The organism is Novosphingobium hassiacum (genome assembly GCF_014196055.1).
GTDB classification, from domain to species: Bacteria; Pseudomonadota; Alphaproteobacteria; order Sphingomonadales; family Sphingomonadaceae; genus Novosphingobium; species Novosphingobium hassiacum.
Window position 1 is genome coordinate 747,949 of record NZ_JACICY010000001.1, and the last position, 18,741, is coordinate 766,689.

Here is an 18,741-nt window from a genome sequence, read left to right on the forward strand (position 1 = left end):
TCCATCTGACTACACGGATCAAACATGCTTTTTGCAACGCTTGACGCGGGAGGTGGCCTGTCTGTGGCCAATCCCGCCACAGACGATACGCTTGCCACGATCAAAGCCTATGGCACGGAAGAAATTGCCCGGATCATTGAGCGCGCCGACAGCGTGCGCCCGGCCTGGGCGGCACGGACGGCAAAGGATCGTGCGCAAGTCCTGCGCCGCTGGCATGATTTGATGATCGCCCATCAGGACGAATTGGCCGCACTGGTCACCGCCGAAAGCGGCAAGCCGCTGGCCGAGGCGCGGGGCGAAGTGGCCTATGGCGCGGCGTTCATCGAATGGTTCGCCGAAGAGGGCAAGCGCGCCTATGGCGAGACGATCCCGACATTCGCCCCCGGCAAGCGCGTCCTGACCATCAAGCAGGGGGTGGGCACGTGTGCGGGCATCACGCCGTGGAACTTTCCGGTGGCAATGATCACCCGCAAGGTAGCCCCGGCACTGGCAGCAGGCTGCGCCATGGTGGTAAAACCGGCAGAGGCAACGCCGCTTGCGGCGCTGGCGCTCGAAACGCTGGCGCACCGGGCGGGCGTGCCCGAAGATCTGTTCCGCGTGGTGCCGACGCTGGACCCGGTGGCGACCGGGGCGCTGTTCTGCAACCACCCGCTGGTGCGCAAGCTGAGCTTTACCGGATCGACCGGCGTGGGCCGCAAGCTGATGCAGCAGGCCGCGACCAATATCACCCGGTTGAGCCTGGAACTGGGTGGGAATGCGCCGTTCATCGTGTTCGACGATGCCGATCTGGATGCCGCGGTCGGTGGGCTGATGGCATCGAAATTTCGCAATTCGGGACAGACCTGTGTCTGCGCCAACCGCATATTGGTGCAGGATTCCATCCACGATGCCTTTGTTCGCAAGGTGGAGGAGCGCGTTGCAGCGCTGGTGATCGGCAATGGCGCGGAGCCGGGCACCACGATTGGGCCTTTGATCAATCAGGCTGCGGTCGAAAAGGTCGAAGCGCTGGTGGCCGATGCCTGTGCGGCCGGGGCCACGGTGCTGGCCGGTGGTGCGCGTGCCGAAGCCGGTGCGGGCTTTTTCGAGCCGACGATCCTGACCGGTGTGACGCCGGAGATGGCAGTGACATCGTCCGAGATTTTCGGCCCCGTGGTGGCCGTGATCCGCTTTGCCGACGAGGCCGAGGCCATCCGCATTGCCAATGACACGCCTTACGGCCTCGCGGCCTATTTCTACGCCCGCGACATGGGGCGGATCTGGCGGGTGATGGAAGCGCTGGAATACGGGATGGTCGGCGTCAACGACGGGATCATTTCCACCGAAGTCGCCCCGTTCGGCGGGATCAAGCACTCCGGCCTTGGTCGCGAAGGATCGCGCCATGGCCTCGATGAATATCTGGAACTCAAATACTGCCTGATGGGAGGCATCGACCGATGACCACGAATGCTGAACTCTGGACGCGTCGTGAAGCTGCCGTCCCGCGCGGAGTAGGCTCCATGCACCAGCGCTTCTTTGCGCGCGGGGACAATGCCGAAGCTTATGACGCCGAGGGCAAGCGGTATATCGACTTTGCGACCGGGATTGCCGTGTGCAACACCGGGCACGGCCATCCACGGGTGATTGCAGCAGTGCAACGGCAGCTTGACGCGTTCTCGCACTGCTCGTTCCAGGTCACGCCTTACGAGAATTACATCGAATTGGCCGAAAAGCTGAATGCGATTGCGCCAATCGAAGGGCCGGTGAAATCGATCTTCTTCACGACCGGGGCCGAGGCGCTGGAGAACGCGGTGAAGATCGCACGCGCCCACACCGGGCGGCGCGGGATCATCACGTTTCAGGGTGGGTATCATGGCCGCACGCTGCTGACGCTGGCGATGACGGGCAAGGTCCTGCCCTACAAGGCAAAGTTCGGGCCGATGCCGGGCGATGTCTTCCACACCCGCTTTCCGATCCCCTATCACGGATTTTCCGAAGACCAGGCGATTGCCGGGATCGAGGCGCTGTTCGCATCGTCGATAGAGCCATCGGCGGTGGCGGCCATCGTACTGGAGCCGGTGCTGGGCGAAGGCGGGTTCTACAATGCGTCCTATGCCTTCTTCACAGCGCTGCGCGAGATCTGCGACCGCCATGGCATCCTGCTGATCGCCGATGAAGTGCAGGCAGGCTTTGCCCGCACGGGCCGCATGTTCGCGATGGACTGGGTGAATGAGGCAACCGGGGTGAAGCCCGATCTGATGACGATTGCCAAGGCGATGGCAGGCGGCTTTCCGATCTCGGGCGTGATGGGCCGGGCCGACATCATGGATGCGCCTGATGTCGGCGGGCTGGGCGGCACTTATGGCGGATCGCCGCTCGGCTGCGCGGCAGGCCTTGCCGTGCTTGAAGTGATTGCCGAGGAAGACTTGTGCGCGCGGGCCGTGGAAATCGGTGACCGGATCAAGGCGCGGCTGCGTGCGCTCAAGGACGGCGGGATGTCGGCGATTGGCGATGTGCGCGGCCCCGGGGCGATGATCGCGCTGGAACTGGTGCACGATGGCGATGCCAATCGTCCCAATCCCGAAGCCACGCGGGCGATCGTGCAGGAAGGTGCGAACGAGGGGCTGCTGCTGCTGTCGTGCGGGTTGCGTGGCAACGTGGTGCGGTTCCTGCCTGCGCTGACAATGCCCAATGCGCTGCTGGATGAGGCACTGGACAAGCTGGAAGTAGTGCTGAGGCGCGTACTTCCGGCGTGATCTGATCGGGTGATTGGCCGGATTGGGCAAGCGTATCGGAGATCGGACAAGCATCCTTGCAAGCATCAGGAACACAAAAAGCCGTTTATCCCATTGACGCGTGTAGCCAGCCGACGAAGTGCATAGGTTGAAAATTCTAAGTTGATCCCTCACCATACAAAAAGAGTTTGGTGGAGGGGCTGATGAACGGTGTTGGTGCGTCTGGTGAGGTAATAACCGCAGGCACAGCGTTGGCTGGCTTGCTTGCTTCTAATCTACATCGGAAGCCTTGTGACTTCATTTGGAAGTTACCAAGCTCAAGAGCAAAAAGCAGTGAAGGGAAAGTTTCTCACACGCGCATGGTTGGCTTCCGAAGCCGATGGTATTGGTCCCGCTGATCGCTCTCAATTTGATGCAACGGCAGGGCGCGTCACAGCGCCCCAACGAGAAGATCAAACATCCCATTTACGCGGTTCCGGTTCGTCGCGCGGAAAGTGAACTCGTCCAGATAGCGCTGCATATGCTTACATGAGTTGCCTTGAACAGCTTCCAGAAGCCTTCCACTGTGTTTACGTGGAACGTCCCGCCCGAGCCGTAATCGTAGTAGGCGTATTTCTTCGCACCATGCTTCACCGCGCCCTGCGACCTACGGCGTGAGCGCCACGGTCAAATGGTAGGCCGCTGAATATTCTACCCTGAACTGGCGCTGCTTTCCTCACCGATCGCAGCGCCATTTTTTATCCGGCGCCGGTATCGCCCCGGCGGTGTGCCGAAATGGCGGGTAAAGCTGCGGACGAAGGCCGCACTTTCGGAAAAGCCCAGCGCCAGCGCAATGGCGCTGATATCGCGGTTGCTGTCACGTAGCAGGCGGGTTGCTGCGTCCATCCGGTGTTCGGCCAGGAGCACGCGCCAGCTTGTGCCGTCGTCGGTCAGGCGGCGGTTGAGCGTGGCGAGCGAGCAATCGAGTTGTCTGGCCACGGCGGTTGCCAGTGGCGGCTGGTCGAGCATGGCGGTGCTGATGATCGTCCGCACCTTGTCTGCAAAACCCAAGCCTTGCATTTCGCCGATTGGTTCAAGCCGGCGCAAGTGATCTTCGATGATCGGATGGAGCGCCGGGCTGAGGACTTTGCCCCGCGTCTCGAGCAGTGTGCTGTCAAACGAGATCGCGTTGGTGGCCTGTTCGAAGAAGACATCGCAACCGAAGTATTCGCGGTAGCGCGCGTAATCGCCAACGCGCTCGTGTTCGAAGCGCACCTCGCGCAGTTCGAGCGTGCCGCCGCTGAACTGGCGGGCGAGGCTGAACATGGCGCCGATGGAATATTCCGCGTCCTGCCGCCGCGCGATCAGGCGCTGGTCCTGCACCATGTATTCGAACGTCGCCCAGCGCTCGCCGACACTGAATGACGGGTGCGAGGCCTGCTGCATCAGCGCAAGATAGCGGGTAAAGCTGCCGAAGGCCGTGCCAAGAGTGGGAGCGCTGAGGAACAGGAAGCTTAAGGGGCCAAGGCTGTCCGACCCGGCAAGCCGCCCGGCGTGGAGGCCGAAATGCGGATTGCGGACCAGCAGCGCGGCGCTTTCGAAGAATGAAAGAAACGCGGCGAGCGGGATCAGGCCATCGGGATCATCGAGGTCTGCTTTGGCAATTCCCAGCTCTGCCAGCAGTGGGGCAGGGTTGCGACCGGTCAGCTCGACACAATTGGCCACATGGCGCAGGAATTGTGCAGAGATGGTCGGGCTGTGCATCGCCGCTCCAGACTAGCGCATGCGAAGCGTGGCGTCAGGCCCCACCATAGATCGATTTGATTTCGAGGAATTCCTCCAACCCGAAGCGGCCCCATTCGCGGCCGTTGCCGGACATCTTGTAGCCACCGAACGGTGCGGCACTGTCCAGCCCGGCGCCGTTGAGGTGGACCATGCCCGTGCGCAGGCGGCGTGCGACGGCGCGGGCGCTGCCCTTGTCGGCACCCCAGACATAGCCCGACAGGCCGTAGGGGCTGTCGTTGGCGATCTCTATTGCCTGATCCACGCTGTCATAGGGGATGATAGCCAGGACCGGGCCGAACACTTCCTCGCGCGCGATTATGGCATCGGGGGCGACATCGGTGAAAATCGTGGGCGCCACGAACAGGCCATGTTCCAGCCCGGCGGGCGGGGTGGACCCGCCGCACAGGAGCTGCGTGCCTTGGGCGCAGGCCTGATCGATCAACGTGACGACACGTCCATGCTGCGCAGCATTGGCGACGGGGCCGATATCGGGGTTGTCGGCAGGCAAACCCACGCGGATGGCGGCCGCTGCAGCGCTGGCCAGCGCTTCGACTTCGGCCAGTCTGTCGCGCGGGACGAGCAGTCGGGTGGGGGCGTTGCAGCTTTGCCCGGTGTTGAGCATGCAGCCGCGCACGCTGGCGGGGATGGCCTTGGCGAAATCTGCATCCGGCAGGATGATGTTCGCGCTCTTGCCGCCGAGTTCGAGCGCGACGCGCTTGATCGTGGGGGCAGCATTGGTGGAAATGGCGATCCCTGCGCGGGTCGATCCGGTGAAGCTGACCATGTCGACATCGGGATGGCCGGTCAGGGCATTGCCGATTTGAGGACCTGCGCCGTGAACGAGGTTGAACACGCCCTTTGGCAGGCCAACGGAGTCGATGATTTCGGCCAGGATGGCAGCATCGAGCGGGGCGACCTCGCTGGGCTTGAGAACCATCGTGCACCCGGCGGCAAGCGCGGGGGCGACCTTGGTGGCGATCTGGTTCATCGGCCAGTTCCACGGCGTGATCAGCACGCACACGCCAATCGCCTCGCGCTGCAGCAGCGTGGAGCCAAGCGGCGTTTCAAACGCGTAGTCGCGCAGCAATTGGATCACTTCGGCAAAATGCTGCGGGCCGGAGCCTGCCTGCGCGCCGCGCGCAAGGCCAATGGGTGCGCCCATTTCGGCCATGATCGCATCGCCGATTTCGTCTGCACGAGCAATCAGCGCGGCATTGATCGCTTCGAGGTAGGCCAGCCGCTCCTCTCGGCTTGTGGCGGACCAGGCCGGAAAGGCGGTCTTGGCGGCGGCAATGCCTGCTTCGGCATCGGCTGGACCGCCCAGGGCCACCTGCCCCACCACCGCGCGGTTCGCCGGGTTGACGATGTCTGCCCGTGCGCTGCCCGTCGGCGCTACCCAAGCGCCATCGATATAGAACCGCGTTGCGTCAGCCATTGTCCGGTCCCTTCCCTACTTCTTGTCGTCGAGCGCGGATTCGTAGAACGCAGCACCCTGGCCGCCAGCAGCACGCTTGCCGCGGAACTCCCAATCGCCGCCCATCGCGGTGGAGATCACTTCCTCGCTTGCGGTCGGCTGCGCGCCACAATCGTCGCGGATCGGGGTGGGGCCGTAGACGATGGTGTTGGACAGGCGACCAAGGCCTTCGACCTCAACCTCCACCACATCGCCGATCTGCACCGGGCGGCTGTTGGCAGGCGTGCCTGAAAGGAGCACGTCGCCCGGCTCCAGCGTGATGGTCCGCGCGATATCGGCCACCAGATAGTGCATGTCCCATTCCATGTTCGCGGTCGTATCTTCCTGCTTGAGGACGCCGTTCACATACGTGCGGATCATCTTGTCGCGGAAATCCCAGCCGGTGACGAGGCCGGGACCGATCGGGCACAGCGTGTCCGAGCCTTTGACGCGCAACATCGATCCCGCATCGGTATCGCGAAAATCGTGCAGGCCGTAGTCGTTCGAGACGGCATAGCCGAGGATGTAGTCACCTGCTTCGCCCGGCGAGATGTTGCGGCAGGTCTTGCCGATCACGATGGCGATTTCGCCTTCATAGTTCAGCCAGTTGCAACGCTCGGGCCGCACGACGGCGCCCTTGTGTGTGTTGAGCGCAGTGACAGGCTTGTGGAAATAGGTGGGCGCGGGCGGCAGCTTGGTGATGAACTCCTGCACGCGGCTGTGGTAGTTCAGGTGGACGCAGATGATCTTCGAAGGATTGCACGGGGCAAGATGCACCGCATCGTCCACGCCGATGCTACGGCCATCCTTGGTGACCAGCTCGTCGCCATGGCGGGTGGTGAGAATTGGATAGCCATCGAGCAGGATGCGGCGGTATTCGGTGGTCATGGACTGGCCCTTCTTGGAATCTCTGGTCCAGTTGTAGCGCGCTGCGCCTGCTACGGCTTTGGCCGTTGCGGCCAAGCTAGGCCCGGGCAGGTCGCTAGAACGCGGTGGATTGCAATTTTCCGAGGTTTCCATGACCGAACTGAAGGGCCTGTTCTACCCCCGCACGCCGACCGGGAAGGCCAGCATCGTGCCGCCTGTGCCGTGGCACTATTCGGGCGAGCTGATCACGCTGGAATACCGGACCGACCCCGCCAAGGTCGCCGCGCTTCTGCCCGAAGGGTTCGATCTGGCCGATGAAGACCCCGGTGCCGTTGCCGCGATCTGGGCTGACTGGCAATCGACCGGTGATGATCCGGCACAGCTGCTCGATCCCGTGCGCGTGCAGTACAAGGAAATGTTCATCGTCGTGCGCTGCAAGTTCCAGGGCAAGACTTATTCGCGCTGCGTCTACATCTGGGTGGACAAGGAATTCGCGATGCTGCGTGGGCAACATCAGGGCTACCCCAAGAAGCTTGGTTCGATCCAGATGAGCCGTCCGGTCAATGTGGGCAAGGCGGGGCCGCGCCTTGCGCCCGGCGGCACTTTTGGCGTGACTCTCGCCGCGTTCGACCGGCGCCTTGCCGAAGGGCGCTTTACCATTGCCGAGGCGTGCGAAAAGCCCGGCTTCGTCAACGGACATCCGATGGCGCACAATCGCTGGATGCCCGCGATCGAGACCGACGGCACGCAAAGCCTGAACGAGGTCGTGACGATGTCGAGCTTCGATGTCGATTTCGGGCGCTGCTTCAAGGGCGACTTCGATCTGGCCTACTTCGACAGTCCCGTCGAAGAATTGCTCGACATTGCCCCGCAGGAAAAGATCGCGGGATACTGGCACGAAGTTGGCGTGTCGTGGAAAGCGGGCACGACCTTGTGGCGCGACAACCTTTGACCGCGAGGATTCAGGACGTCAGCCGATAGCACGCCGCAATCGCTGACGTCCAAATCTGCCGGACCAGATCGGGCTGGCCCTTGGTTCCGGTCTTGGCCAGCACCTGCCGCATCTGTGTGCGGACAGTGGAGATCGAAACACCACGGTTCTCGGCAAATTCGGCGATGCTCTGGCCCGTTGCCAAAGCGGTGGCCAACGCGGCCTCGGCGGGCGTCATGCCATAGATCTGGCAAAGCGCATCGTAAGACATCGAGTGGAGTGCGCTGGGCCGCGAGACGAGCAGGATGCGTGCGCCGGCCAGTTTCTGGTCAGAGAATGCGACGACATCGAGCGCGCGATCACCCAAGCCGAAGCGCATCGTCATGGTTTTCGGTCCGCTGGAGCCTGCGAGCAGCTGGTCGAGGCGCACTCTGTCCTGGCGATTTTCAACGTGGAGCAAGTCGCCTGCGATGAGGAGGTGTGATCCGTCCATCGCCTTGGTGGCGGCGCGGTTGGCAAACCGGACCATTCCTTCGGGCGTGCAGATCACCAGTCCAAAAGCCACCGCATCCAGAGCGCCGCCGCACAACTGCTGCAACTGCGCCATTTCGCTGAAATCTTCACCCAGCGTCAGCGATTGCGCCAGGTGGGGAAGAGTGTCTGCCAGAAGCGTATCAGTTTGCGGGTCGAATTCGGACAGGCTGGAACCATAGAGCGCCACGAGCAGCGTCCGGCGCGCATCCAGCTCGATTCGAGCGCCGATGAAGCGATGATAGCCCAGATCAGCCTCAACCCGATGCATCCGCCGCACATCGGGGGATGATAGGTCAAGGTGTTGTGAATCCCTGAAAAAAGCTACTCCTTGAACCGGTGGGCTGAAGCGGGTGAACATGCGGGGATTGCTGGAATCGTCTACCTTGGCAGCGAAGCCTCCGGCCTGGGCGCTGCTGTTGCAGGCCATCCAGTGCGTCCGCAAGCGCTGCCCGCTGCGTTCGGCCACTTGCATGATCACACCGGCCGCGTTCAGGTTGGCCGAAATTGCATCGAGCGCGCGTGGCCACTGCTCGGGCGCTGAGGCGCAGCGGTAAATATTCTGTATAATTTCAGTCGACGTTTCAGCCATGCGAAGAGGCTCACATCTGATTGGCGTCATCGTATTGTCATTTGCGGCCAACTTCCATGACCTGCCCCAAAGGGGTGGGCAATATCATCCAGGTGGATGATGCCACGGTTCGATGAGCTGCGATATCCCCCCTTCAACCGGTGGCGAAGGCCTGGCCGGAGTCAGGGCACCGCACCAGCTGGGGGACATCATGCTTTATACAAGTAATCTCAACGTAAGCCCGCGCCAAGCGCGGCTCCTTGCCGTTCTTCTTGCAAGTACCGCATCCTGCTCCCTGTCCGAGGTTGGCTTTGCGCAGGAAGCCGAGCCGCTCAGCGATGAGATCGTCGTTACCGCAACGCGCCAGTCTGAAACGATTTCCAAGGTCGCATTGAGTGTCGCGGCATACAGCCAGGAAAAGCTGGACCAGCAAGGCGTGCGTCAGGTTGACGATGTGGCGCGATTGACGCCGGGCGTGACCTTTTCCCGAGGCGATCAGCGCAATGCCGGTGCGGCGAACATTTCGATCCGTGGCATTTCGTCCACCGCTGGGTCTGCGACGACCGGCATCTACATCGACGAAACGCCGATCCAGATACGCAGCGTCGGCTTCAGCGCCTACACACCGTTCCCTGCGGTTTTCGACCTTCAGCGCGTGGAAATCCTGCGCGGCCCGCAAGGCACCTTGTTTGGCGCAGGGTCCGAGGGCGGCACCGTCCGTTTCATCACGCCGACGGCCGATTTCGACGAGCTCAAGGTCTATTCCCGGAGCGAACTGGCAGCCACGAAGAGTGGCGACACGAGCTTCGAAGCAGGTGCCGCGGTCAGCGTGCCGCTTGTCAAAGACAAGCTGGCCGCGCGGCTGAGCGGTTACTACCGGCGTGATGGCGGCTATATCGATCGTGTCGACTACCGCACCGGTGTTGTCGCCGACAAGAATTCGAACTGGCAGGATACGAAGGTCGCTTCGGCAGCCCTCGCATGGAAGGCGTCCGATTCGCTCACGATCACGCCGTCGGTCTATTTCCAGGAAACCTGGAACAACGATGCCGGCACTTATTGGGAAGTGCTTTCCGACGCGAAGAAGGGCAGGTTCAACAACGGCAATGCCGTGGCAAACTGGAACCGTGACCGGTTCGTGCTGCCAGCGCTGAAAATCGAAGCCGAATTCGGCGATGTATCGTTGGTTTCGAACACCTCCTATTTCCACCGCAACCAGAAGGCCCAGAACGACTACACCGTCTTCGAATCCGCTCTGTGGACGCGTAATGCCTTCTTCCCCGCCGGTATGTTTGCGCCAGCGTTCCAGTTCAACAAGCAGTCAAACTTCACGCAGGAAATCCGGCTGCAGTCGAACTACAGCGACAGCCCGCTGCGCTGGGTGATCGGTGGCTTCTATGCCAATAATCGCCAGACGGCCCAGCAGTTCGTCCAGGACACGTTCCTGCCGGACTTGTTCGAAGCTGTGAACCGTGTGCCGTTCGTGGTGGCGTTCGGCCGGGGTCTGGTCGACGGGAAGTATACTTTCGTGCTGGACAAGGCCGTGTCCACCGATGAGCAGCTCGCTGGCTTTGGACAGGTGGATTACAACCTGACCGAGCAGCTCAAACTCACTGCCGGTGTCCGTGTGGCCTATACCAAGTTCGACACCAACGCGCAGTTCTCCGGCCCCGTGGTTGGCCCGGACGTAAACGATAGCGGTGGTCAAAGTGAAACCCCGGTCACGCCGAAGTTCGGGATCTCCTGGCAGGCCGATGATGATAACCTGCTCTACGCCAGTGCTTCCAAGGGGTTCCGCATCGGCGGCTACAACCCTGCAATCGGCCTACCCTGCGGCGTTTCGAGCGCGCCGGTTCCGGGAACGGCGCTGGGGGCGCTTGGCCTTTCGGATCGTCCGCAGCAATTCGGTTCGGACTCGGTCTGGAGCTACGAAGTCGGTTCCAAGAACAAGCTTTTCGGCCGTGCCCTGACGATCGAAAGCAGCGCCTTCCTGATCGACTGGAGCAACATCCAGCAACAAGTGAACCTCAACGCCTGCGAATTCAACTTCACGCAGAACCTTGGAAAGGCCCGCAGCAAGGGCTTTGACGTGCAGTTCCAGCTCAAGGCAGCCAAGGGACTGACCTTGGGTGGATCGATCGGCTACACCAACGCCGAGTTCACGCAGACCGTCAAGGGAGGGCCGAATGCGGCGCGGAACCTCGTCACCGAAGGCGACGATATTCCCCTCAATCCGTGGCAGATCGTGCTGAATGCCCAATACGACTTCGCGGTGGGTGAGAACGATGCCTACGTGCGTGCCGATCTTCAGCATCTCTCGCGTCAGCGGGCGGTTACGCCCGGTCTCAATCCGGCCAATGGCGTTGCCGATCTGACCATTCCGGCACCTGTGGAAGTGAACAATCTGAATCTGCGCGCTGGTGTCCGCTTCAACCTCGTCGAACTGGCCGTTTTCGCCAACAACGTCACGAACGAAACGCCGCTGCTGCTGCGCCAGCGCGATGTCGGTTTCTCGACGCTTTATCGCAATGCAACTTTGCGCCCCCGCACCATCGGGCTGACCGCAACGGTCCGCTACTAAGGAGTAAGACAATGGCAGCTAACATGTGGCGAAATACATCTTCGTTGGCAGCGCTTCTGCTTGCTCTGGGCGCGCCAGGTGTGGCGGGCGCGCAAGATGCGAACCAGGCCGACGTCGTGTTGACTGACGGAGACATCTACACCCCGACGGGTTGGGCAAAATCGATGGCGCTGCGCAAAGGCGTGATCATCGCGGTCGGTAGCACCGCGGACATCGAGAAGCTGGCAGGGCCTGCTACCCGGCGCGTGGATCTCAAGGGGAGCGCCGTTCTTCCCGGGCTCGTCGACAGTCATGTCCACGTGACATTTGCGGGGCTTGAACAGTTCGCCTGTCGCATCACTCCGGGATCGCCGGCAAAAGCGATTGCCGAGGCCGTGCGCGGCTGCACCGTGCGTGCAAAGCCGGGCGAATGGATCACCGGTGGCAACTGGGTAGCGGCCGGGTTCAAAAGCGGCGAGCAGAACAAGGCCTTTCTCGACCGTATCGCACCCAACAATCCCGTCGCGCTGATCGATGAGTCCCATCACAGCTTGTGGGTGAACAGCGCAGCATTGAAGCTTGCGGGAATTACCGCAAAGACTGCCGATCCGGCGGGCGGCGTGATTGATCGTGATGCCAAGGGCGAACCAACCGGCCTGCTGCGTGAGACTGCTGCGAGATTGATCAACGCGGTCATTCCGGCGCCGTCTCGCGATCAGCTCAAAGCCGCGTTGACGCTGTCTAGCGGCCAGATGCTATCCTATGGCATCACGGCATTTGCCGATGCTGGCATCACCGCTGCCGATGTAGGCGCAATGTCCGAGCTTTCCGCCTCGGGCATGCTCAAGCAGCGGGTTCGTGGATGCATGCGTTGGACCCCGCTGGCCGGCGATGCTCCGGCCGCTAATGGTATGGCATTGATCGACAGCCGCGCCGCCTATTCGACCGATCGGTTCCACCTCGACTGCGTGAAAGTCGTGCTCGACGGCGTTCCCACCGAGAGCCGCACGGCCTTCATGCTTGATCCTTATCTGGTTCACGGACACGGCGACGCGCCGACCCGCGGCCTGCCGATGATCAAGCCGGAGCTGCTCAACCCGGCCATCGCAAACTTTGACCGCATGGGTCTTACCGTGAAATTCCATGCAGTTGGCGATGCCGCCGTACGCGAGGCCATCGATTCCGTGGCCTATGCGCGCAAGACCAATGGATGGGGCGGCCCCTCGCATGATGTGGGCCACAACAGCTTCGTTGCCATCGAGGATGTCAAGCGGGTCCGTGACCTTCACATGATCTGGGAATTCTCCCCGTACATCTGGTACCCGACCCCGATTGCGGCAAAGGACATTCGCGGCGTGATTGGCGATGAGCGCATGAAGCGGTGGATCCCGATCCGCGATGCGGTTGAAACCGATGCTCTCGTCGTTGCAGGGTCTGACTGGTCCGTCGTTCCATCGGTGAACCCGTGGATCGCCATCGAAACCATGGTTACGCGCCAGGTGCCAGGCGGAAGCGCCGAGACTTTGGGAGAGGGGCAGAAGATTACGCTGGAACAGGCCATGCGCATCTTCACTGAAAATGGCGCACGCTATCTTGGCCAGCGCCAGCTTTTTGGCAGCCTCGAATCGGGCATGAAGGCCGATTTCATCGTTGTCGAACGCAACCCCTTCAAGGTGCCCACGACAGAAATCCACAAGACCCGCGTTCTGGAGACGTATATCGAGGGCGAAAAGGTCTACGCCGCCAAGCAGCCCTCATGACTGGATGCCCAAGCAGCCTCTAACACTCTGATCTTTTTGGCAGTATTGCCAGGGGTGCTTTCCAAGACGCTCAGGATGTTGGTGACGACTTCCTGAGCGTCTTTTCGCGCTGACGACATGACCGACCAGAGATGCTGGTTTCGCGGAAACGGGCAGACATTCCATGAGAAAGCTAAGTCCGCCTTCGGCACCTTGTGTCAGGTCGGCGAGCCGTTGAGGAGGCGTACAGGGTGGGAGAATATTTCCTCGGCTCACGACTCGGCCCTCCGCATGGCACGCAGATCAGCGGCGGCGTTAGGCCAATCGCTGGCATAGCGGTCATAGAGGCGGCTAAGGGGCTAAGGGGCTAAGGGGCTAAGGGAACCGGATCAAAGGCCAAACGCTAGGGTGATATGAAAAATTATCTGATCTTCATCCCATTGGCTCTTCTCGCCGCCTGTTCGCCCGAAGCCGAGGAGCCGGCAGCGGACAAGATCATCACACCAACCTCGACCGCTGAGTCCGCGACCTCGGCATCCGCAACCGCCGCCGATGCCAACACCCTCACCCTAGATGGTCTGGGCGCGCTTCGTATCGGCCAGCGAATCCCTTCGGGCAGCAGCTTTGCATCTCGCGGCGCGCAGATCCCCGGCTCGACTTGCCGCACGCTTTCTTCGCCCGACTACCCTGGGGTCGTTGCAATGACCGTCGACGGCGAGCTCCGCCGGATCACGGTCTCAAAGGGCTCCAACGTCGCGCTTGTCGAGGGTATCAGCGCCGGAGCCACCGAGGCTGAAGTGCGCGCGACCTTTCCCGGCTTCCAAGAGAGCCCGCACAAATATCTCGCCGCGCCGGGCAAATATCTCACCCAACCAGGCGCCGACCCAAGGCTCCATTTCGAGATCGACACCGACGAAAAGGTCAGCATGATCCACGTCGGTACCCTCCCCGAACTGACATGGGTCGAGGGCTGCGCCTGAGAAATGGACGATGCCCAGAGGGCGGAGTTGGTCTGGTAGGAAAGCCGCCAGCGTACCAATGCGGTTAGCCACGTAGGCGCGCACGTCGAGAGCAAACAAGCCGCAGACGTTAACAGGCTTGTAGCGCGGCTAACGTTGCAGGGCGGCATCCACCGCCACGGTGACGACCTGTCGAGTCACTTCGTCACGGCGCAAGTCGCGCGGTTCGACTTTCTGGATCATGTGTTTGCGGCGTAGCGACGCAAACCCGTAGACGGTTGACCATAGCGCCAGGACCCTGACCTCGATGATCTCCTCCGCGAAGCCGGCAAGCGCTTCGCGGACGGGCGCGACCAGGGTTTCATGGCCAAGATCCTGAAATACGACCAGCGCGGGGTCCGGCGCTGGACTTGTCAGTTCGCTCTCATACATCAGTTCAAGCAGTTGCGGGCTTCGCGTGGCGAAATCCACGAACTGCATGCCCAGGCAAATCAGCTTTTCCCTCGGGTTACCCGTCGCCGTGGCATCGGCCGCCGCTTGGGTGATTTCGGCATAGCCATCCAACGCGAGCGCGAGCAGCAACGCCCGGCGATCCTTGAAGTGATGATAGGGCGCCCCGGACGATACGCCGACCAGCTGCGCGAGCGTCCGCACAGAAAGCGAATGATGCCCATGCTCGGCAATGTAGGCGCGTCCGGCACGCAGCAAGTCGCCGCGCAAGTCCTCTCGATGGTAGGTTTTCGCTTGTATGGCCACGCGCCGTCCCGCTGTTTCGTCGCCCGGTTCGATAAAGCTAAAAAAGACGATTGCCAAGGATCTAATCACTGCTTAGAAGGAATCTAAGCGCAGATTAGATTGCGTTGCGAAATGGGTGAGGAGTTCGGATGTCTAGGCGTCGAATCGCAGTTATTGGCGCAGGCCCGGGTGGAATGGCCGCAGCGCTCGCGGCGATTCGCGTCGGCTTCGACGTCACCATTTTTGAACGCGCGTCGGAGATCCGCGCGGCTGGCAACATTTTGAACCTGTGGCCGCCGCCGCAGAAGGTGCTGAAGCTGATCGGTGTCGATACCCGCGATCTGGGCGCACCGTGCAAGGTGTTCTTTCACAATGCGGACGGTCGCCAGCGCGCCGAGGTCAAGCTTACACCCGAGGTCGAGCGTGAATTCGGCGGCGGCTTTATCGGCTTGCTGCGCTGGGGGCTGTACCAACGCATGTTGGCGGCATTGCCGCCGGGCACGATCCGTCTCGACCACAACCTGACGGCGATCGAAGATCTCGGCGGGTCGGTCCGGCTCGACTTCGCCAATGGCGAGACGTTCGATGCGGACGTCGTCATCGGGGCTGACGGGATCAATTCGGCGGTACGCAAATCGCTGTGGGGCGATGCGCCAATCCGGCACCAGCATCTCCACCTGGTCGGCGGCTACCTGTTCCTGGATGATGCGCCCGACGGCATCGGCGTCCTGTCCCACAACCGCACGACGCAGGTCAGCTACACGCCGATCCGTCACGACGGGAAATGGGGCTATGAATGGTGGGTCTTGGAAGCATGTGACCCGGCCGACCCGCCGCCAGCCGACCTCATCGGCTTTAGCCGTGAACGTGCAGCAGGCTTCCCGCAGAAAGTGCGTGACCTGATCGCGGCGACGCCGGTCGAGCATATGCAGCGCTGGGAGATCCGCGATCGCCCGCCAATACCGCAATGGTCGAAGGGGCGGATCACGCTGGTCGGCGACGCCGCCCATCCGACCTCGCCCTACGCTGCCTATGGCGCGGGCATGTCGATCGAGGACGGCTATTTCCTGGCTCGCGAACTTGCTGCAGTCGATATTTCAGACGATGCGGCCGTGTCTGGCGCGCTGCAGCGTTATGAAGACCGCCGCAAGCCGCATACCTCGCGCGTTTCGCAGGAGGCGTATCGGACCGGCCGGATGTTCCACCATCTGCCCGCACCCCTGCGTCCGGTGCGCGATTTCGTATTCGATCACACGCCGTTCCTGCAGAAAATGGTCGGCGACGAGATGCCCAAGCACATCCTCTCGCAGCTTGCCGAGATCGAGGATGCCGATCCTTACGTCCCACCCCATATGAAAGAGAAGGCGAGCGCTGCATGAGCGGATCGTTCAAATACGGCGTTTCGCTGTACAGTTATACCGACGATTTCGGCACCGTAATGGGGCTAGAGGACGCGTTTTATCATGTCGCCGAAGCGTCGGCGACAGGTATCGAGATTTTGGGCGAGGCGCATGTCGAGGGCTATCCCGAACCGAGTTCAGCCTGGCTCGATCGCTGGTTTTCGCTAGTCGAGAAATATCGGCTGGAGCCGACCAACTATGCGTGCTGGATCGACACGGACATCCAGAAGCGCCGTGACATCGGGGTCGAGGAAGCCGCTGCTCAACTGACATTGGACCTCAACCTGGCCAAGCGGCTCGGCTTCAAGTTCATTCGGCCGAAATTCGGTGTGATCGACGATGAATTGACGCCGCATCCGGTTTGGGAAGGCGCTACGGAGCGCGTGCTGGATCTGGCGGCCAAGCTCGACATCTCCATCATCCCGGAAATTCATGCCCCCACGCCTATCCGGCATCCGGTGGTGGAAGCCTATATCGACTTCATCCAGCGTACTGGCACACGTCATTTCGGTCTGTTGATCGATACCGGCATTTTCCAGGATCGGCCGCTGCCGTCCTGGCAACATGAAACGCCCGAGATGCGCGAATTGCGCAGTGGCGCGATGAGCTTTCTCGACGGAATCAAGGTGCCGGTCGAGCAACTGGCGGAAGTGATCGACTACACGCCCTTCATCCAGGCGAAGTTCCACCACATCGACGAAGATCTGCACGATCACAATATCCCATGGGAGAAGGTCGTCCCGATGCTGAAATCGCTCGGCTATACCGGCTATCTTTCGAGCGAATATGAGGGCGTGCGCGATCCTTGGGTGGCTATCGAGCAGGTGCGCCGACAACACGCGCTGATCCGGAAACTGGAACGCGAATATGACCAGCAGCATGCGGCACCTGCCGCTGTGGAGGCATGATTATGCTTGAGCGCAATCACATTCAGACCAGCGGCTTTTCCAACATCGGCCCGGAAGGCAATCGGACCGGTTTTCGCGTCCGTTTGCGTCAGCCCAATTACCGCGGCACGCGTGTCTCATTACTCGAAGGCATCGACGTGACGGTGGATGGCGAACGCTATCCTTCGCAGGAAAACCGCTTCCTGATCGATGGGCGCGAATATGGTCACGCCGATCTGGACACCTTGATAGATGTTCGCTGGCCGGTTGGCACGACGGTCGACGTGCTGATCGACAAGCCCGGCGGCCTTGAGCCCGGTGTCCATCTGGTCGAGACCGTCGTTCTCTATCGGCATCCGTATTTTCCTCCGCAGTTCCGGCCCGTCCCAGTGCCGGACAGCCGTCACGCGACGATTGTGCTTTAATGGCCGCTACAATCTCGGCTGGCCGTCCGGTGCGCAGGGCGGGCATCGGACAGGGCGTTACCGTCATGTTCGCGGCGTTCCTGCCGATCCTCGCGATCGTCGGGCTTGCGCCGGCCGTGCCGAGTATCATTGCTGCGTTTGCGGACGTGCCCGGGGCAACGACGCTGGTGCCGCTCGCGGTCACAGCGCCCGGGCTGATGATCGCGCTGTTCTCTCCGTTGATGGGCTGGATCGTCGATCGTCACGGTCGGCGAAAACTGCTGATCTGTGCCACGCTGGTCTATGGCTGCATCGGGCTGGTGCCGCTGTTCATCGATACGATCGAAGCGCTGATCGCGTCGCGCCTTGTGCTCGGGATCTGCGAGGCAGCGATCTTAACTGTCACGAATACACTGATCGGCGACTATTTTTCGCATGATGAGCGGCGTGGCTGGCTTACCTTTCAGGGGGTGATCGGTCCGATCTTCGGCACCGGCACCGTTTTCCTTGCCGGGTTCCTTGCAGCTCAATCGTGGCAACTGCCGTTCGCGGTTTATGCCGTAGCGTTCCCGATCTCGCTGCTCATGCTGATCTTCCTGTTCGAGCCGGACGTTCGCTCGGAGGCGCTTGCGCAGAACGCGACGAGCACGCCGTTCCCGTGGAAGCAGGTAGCGGTCTGCTGCTCGTTCACGCTGTTCGCGGCAGCGCTCTATTATGTCTATATCGTCCAGGTGGGCCGGGCGTTCGGTGAAGTCGGCGTCAATTCGGCGGCGCAGGTCGGCATGCTGATCTCGATCGCCAGCATCGGCGTGGTGCTGGGCGCGCTGCTGTTTCAGTGGGTTTCGCGGCGCTTTTCGTCGGACCTGCAGCTGCTGATCTTCCTCAGCCTGCTCGGCATCGGTCTGGTCGGCATTGGCCTCAGCCGCGATGCCATGACAATGACCGCCTTCGCCTTCGTACAACAGCTGGGTGCCGGCATTCTGATCCCGGCGCTCGTACTGTGGACCGTGTCGCATTTGCCGGCCGAGCATCGCGGGCGTGGCATGGGAATCTGGAGCGGTTGCTTCTTCCTGGGGCAGTTCGTCAGCCCGCTGCTCGTGTCGGGGACGCAGCTGCTCGCCGGTTCGATGCGTGATGCATTCCTGATCCTTGGCATCGTTTCGATCGTCGGCGGTCTCTCAACCCGATTCATGACCAAGTTGATCAAATAACAAACGTAAGGGGAGGTT

At 61.6% G+C, this 18,741-nt stretch carries 16 protein-coding genes and 1 pseudogene; 11 read left to right on the forward strand and 6 right to left on the reverse strand.

Annotated elements, in window-relative coordinates:
• Positions 1-24 precede the first annotated feature (24 nt).
• Complete coding sequence (locus GGQ88_RS03795) at positions 25-1,437, forward strand: NAD-dependent succinate-semialdehyde dehydrogenase (RefSeq protein WP_183611745.1); 1,413 nt, start codon at positions 25-27, stop codon at positions 1,435-1,437.
• A complete protein-coding gene (gene gabT, locus GGQ88_RS03800) occupies positions 1,434-2,732 on the forward strand; it encodes a 4-aminobutyrate--2-oxoglutarate transaminase (protein ID WP_183611746.1) in 1,299 nt (432 codons plus the stop codon). The genes GGQ88_RS03795 and gabT overlap by 4 nt, the downstream gene beginning before the upstream one ends.
• Before the next feature lie 409 nt (positions 2,733-3,141).
• On the opposite strand, the pseudogene GGQ88_RS21205 reads toward gabT, so the two are convergent.
• The 4 genes and pseudogenes from GGQ88_RS21205 to GGQ88_RS03815 form a co-directional block, all read right to left on the reverse strand.
• A pseudogene (locus GGQ88_RS21205) lies at positions 3,142-3,350 on the reverse strand (IS1595 family transposase); the annotation flags it as partial.
• Between the two features lie 51 nt (positions 3,351-3,401).
• Positions 3,402-4,454 carry an AraC family transcriptional regulator gene (locus GGQ88_RS03805; RefSeq protein WP_183611747.1) on the reverse strand — a complete coding sequence of 351 codons (1,053 nt, stop codon included), beginning with the start codon at positions 4,452-4,454 and terminating at the stop codon, positions 3,402-3,404.
• Positions 4,455-4,488: 34 nt separating this feature from the next.
• Positions 4,489-5,910 (reverse strand): aldehyde dehydrogenase family protein, encoded by a 1,422-nt coding sequence (locus GGQ88_RS03810; protein WP_183611748.1) that lies wholly within the window; start codon positions 5,908-5,910, stop codon positions 4,489-4,491.
• Positions 5,911-5,925: 15 nt separating this feature from the next.
• Positions 5,926-6,816, reverse strand: coding sequence for a fumarylacetoacetate hydrolase family protein (locus tag GGQ88_RS03815; protein ID WP_183611749.1), 891 nt, complete (start codon positions 6,814-6,816; stop codon positions 5,926-5,928).
• Positions 6,817-6,946: 130 nt separating this feature from the next.
• On the opposite strand from GGQ88_RS03815, the gene GGQ88_RS03820 reads away from it, so the two are divergent.
• Positions 6,947-7,747, forward strand: coding sequence for an acetoacetate decarboxylase family protein (locus GGQ88_RS03820; protein ID WP_183611750.1), 801 nt, complete (start codon positions 6,947-6,949; stop codon positions 7,745-7,747).
• Between the two features lie 10 nt (positions 7,748-7,757).
• Here the strand turns inward: GGQ88_RS03820 and GGQ88_RS03825 are convergent, their stop codons facing one another.
• Positions 7,758-8,528: a helix-turn-helix transcriptional regulator gene (locus tag GGQ88_RS03825; RefSeq protein ID WP_183611751.1), complete on the reverse strand. Its 771-nt coding sequence runs from the start codon at positions 8,526-8,528 to the stop codon at positions 7,758-7,760.
• 60 nt (positions 8,529-8,588) lie between these two features.
• Here GGQ88_RS03825 and GGQ88_RS03830 point away from each other — a divergent pair, with 60 nt between their 5' ends.
• From GGQ88_RS03830 to GGQ88_RS03845, 4 genes are all read left to right on the forward strand, one after another.
• A complete protein-coding gene (locus tag GGQ88_RS03830; protein WP_183611752.1) occupies positions 8,589-8,801 on the forward strand; it encodes a hypothetical protein in 213 nt (70 codons plus the stop codon).
• Between the two features lie 238 nt (positions 8,802-9,039).
• The gene (locus GGQ88_RS03835; protein ID WP_183611753.1) at positions 9,040-11,409 is read left to right on the forward strand and encodes a TonB-dependent receptor; all 2,370 of its coding nucleotides are present in this window, start codon (positions 9,040-9,042) and stop codon (positions 11,407-11,409) included.
• An 11-nt stretch (positions 11,410-11,420) separates the two neighbouring features.
• Complete coding sequence (locus tag GGQ88_RS03840; RefSeq protein WP_183611754.1) at positions 11,421-13,148, forward strand: amidohydrolase; 1,728 nt, start codon at positions 11,421-11,423, stop codon at positions 13,146-13,148.
• 392 nt (positions 13,149-13,540) lie between these two features.
• Positions 13,541-14,107, forward strand: coding sequence for a hypothetical protein (locus GGQ88_RS03845; protein ID WP_183611755.1), 567 nt, complete (start codon positions 13,541-13,543; stop codon positions 14,105-14,107).
• Between the two features lie 129 nt (positions 14,108-14,236).
• Here the strand turns inward: GGQ88_RS03845 and GGQ88_RS03850 are convergent, their stop codons facing one another.
• Complete coding sequence (locus GGQ88_RS03850; RefSeq protein WP_183611756.1) at positions 14,237-14,842, reverse strand: TetR family transcriptional regulator; 606 nt, start codon at positions 14,840-14,842, stop codon at positions 14,237-14,239.
• 128 nt (positions 14,843-14,970) lie between these two features.
• Between GGQ88_RS03850 and GGQ88_RS03855 the strand changes: the two genes are divergently transcribed.
• From GGQ88_RS03855 to GGQ88_RS03870, 4 genes are read left to right on the forward strand one after another with little or no spacing between them, the layout of a single operon-like run.
• Positions 14,971-16,200, forward strand: a complete 1,230-nt coding sequence (locus GGQ88_RS03855) for an FAD-dependent oxidoreductase (RefSeq protein WP_183611757.1) — start codon at positions 14,971-14,973, stop codon at positions 16,198-16,200.
• The gene (locus GGQ88_RS03860; RefSeq protein ID WP_183611758.1) at positions 16,197-17,129 is read left to right on the forward strand and encodes a sugar phosphate isomerase/epimerase family protein; all 933 of its coding nucleotides are present in this window, start codon (positions 16,197-16,199) and stop codon (positions 17,127-17,129) included. Before GGQ88_RS03855 ends, GGQ88_RS03860 begins: the two co-directional genes overlap by 4 nt.
• A gap of 2 nt (positions 17,130-17,131) precedes the next feature.
• On the forward strand, positions 17,132-17,533 hold the full coding sequence (locus GGQ88_RS03865) for a C-glycoside deglycosidase beta subunit domain-containing protein (RefSeq protein ID WP_183611964.1): 402 nt from the start codon (positions 17,132-17,134) through the stop codon (positions 17,531-17,533).
• Positions 17,533-18,723, forward strand: coding sequence for an MFS transporter (locus GGQ88_RS03870; protein WP_183611759.1), 1,191 nt, complete (start codon positions 17,533-17,535; stop codon positions 18,721-18,723). Before GGQ88_RS03865 ends, GGQ88_RS03870 begins: the two co-directional genes overlap by 1 nt.
• The last annotated feature ends 18 nt before the right edge of the window (positions 18,724-18,741 follow it).